Origin of the sequence: Pseudomonas fluorescens (genome assembly GCF_902497895.1) — a bacterium.
Lineage (GTDB): Bacteria > Pseudomonadota > Gammaproteobacteria > Pseudomonadales > Pseudomonadaceae > Aquipseudomonas > Aquipseudomonas fluorescens_BP.
Genome location: NZ_CABVHQ010000151.1, coordinates 1 through 1,797 on the forward strand (window position 1 = coordinate 1; position 1,797 = coordinate 1,797).

1 protein-coding gene and 1 pseudogene are annotated in these 1,797 nt (G+C 60.3%); both read right to left on the bottom strand.

Annotated elements, in window-relative coordinates; all coding sequences use genetic code 11:
• Window positions 1–102 precede the first annotated feature (102 nt).
• A complete protein-coding gene (gene lolA, locus F8N21_RS30230) occupies window positions 103–726 on the bottom strand; it encodes an outer membrane lipoprotein chaperone LolA (protein WP_150643440.1) in 624 nt (207 codons plus the stop codon).
• A 67-nt stretch (window positions 727–793) separates the two neighbouring features.
• Window positions 794–1,797, bottom strand: a pseudogene (gene ftsK, locus F8N21_RS30235) (DNA translocase FtsK); the annotation flags it as partial.

Sequence of the window (1,797 nt, forward strand, 5' to 3'; positions counted from 1 at the left end):
ACTGCGACCGCTTGCCCCCCCAGCGCCGACAAGCCCCCTCGCCACAACAAGCCCCCTCGCCACACAAGCCCGCTCCCACAGGTTACTCTTGCGTCCTGCGGATTATTCCTGAATCACATCGGCACCCTTGGGGATGTCGAACTTGAACCTGGACGGCGGAATCGGCTGGTTGGCCTTCACGCCGGTGAACAGGATATTGGTGCGCTGGCCGACGCTGTCGATCAGCTGCATGTCATTGACCAGACCGTTGCGGAACGACAGACGCAGGCTGTCGAACAGGGTGTCCTTGGTTTTCGGCTTGAGGGTGAAGTCGATCACCCCGCCGGCTTCCTTGGCGCTGATGTCGAAGCTTTCGCTGATCTTCGACACGTCGCCGGACAGCAGCAAGGCCGGGGTCTGGGTCAGGCGCTGATCGAGCTTTTTGATGGTGACCTGCTCCAGGTCCGGATCCCACAGGGAAACCTTCTTGCCATCGGAAACCATCAGCTGCTCTTGCGGTGCGTCGGTGTGCCAGTAGAACAGGCCAGGACGCTGCAGGGACATTTCACCCGCGGTTTCCTGCAATTGAGTGCCGCTGCCATCGAGGGTCAGCTGGGAGAAACGCGCCGTCAGGGTCTGCGACTTTTCGAGCAACTGAGTCAGACGCGCCACATCTTTGCTGTCGGCATGGGCCGAGAGAGTGGTTAAAGCCAGTACCGGCAACAACAGCATGCGGATAAGACGCATGGGAGTCCTCATAACATTCGTGGGGAGAGTGGCGGCGCATCACTGCCCCGCCGCTGTTCAATTCAGGTCAGTCGCGCACCGGGCCTGGAGCCAGGACTTCACGGGAACCGTTGGTATTCATGGAAGTCACGACTCCGGCCATTTCCATGGCTTCGATCATGCGCGCGGCGCGGTTGTAGCCGATTTTCAGCTTGCGCTGAACCGCGGAGATGGACGCCCGACGGCTTTCCAGGACGAACTGCACCGCTTCGTCGTAGAGCGCATCGGATTCGCTGTCTTCGTCGCCGCCGCTGCCGCCTTCAAAGCCACTACCGGCCTCTTCGACACCCGCGAGGATCTGGTCGTTGTATTCCGGTGCGCCACGCAGTTTCCAGGCTTCAACCACCCGGTGCACCTCTTCATCGGAGACGAAGGCACCGTGGACCCGGATCGGCAGGCTGGTCCCCGGCGGCATGTAGAGCATGTCACCGTGACCCAGCAGTTGTTCGGCGCCGCCCTGATCGATGATGGTTCGCGAATCGATCTTGCTCGATACCTGGAACGCCATACGCGTTGGAATGTTCGCCTTGATCAGACCGGTGATCACATCAACCGACGGACGCTGGGTCGCGAGGATCAAGTGAATACCGGCAGCACGGGCCTTCTGAGCGATACGGGCGATCAGTTCTTCGACCTTCTTGCCGACGATCATCATCATGTCGGCGAATTCGTCGACCACCACCACTATGGTCGGCAGCTTGACCAGCAGCGGCGCTTCGTCGTGAATGCTTTCGCGCTTGTACAAAGGGTCGGTCAACGGCGTGCCGGCGTCCTGAGCTTCCTTGATCTTGGCATTGAAGCCCGCCAGGTTACGCACGCCCATCTTCGCCATCAGTTTGTAGCGCCGCTCCATCTCCGCGACGCTCCAGCGCAGGGCGTTGGCCGCGTCCTTCATGTCAGTCACGACCGGGCAGAGCAAATGCGGAATGCCTTCGTAGATCGACAGCTCGAGCATTTTCGGGTCGATCATGATCAGCTTGGCGTCTTCCGGGCCAGACTTGAACAGGATCGACAGGATCATCGCGTTCACCC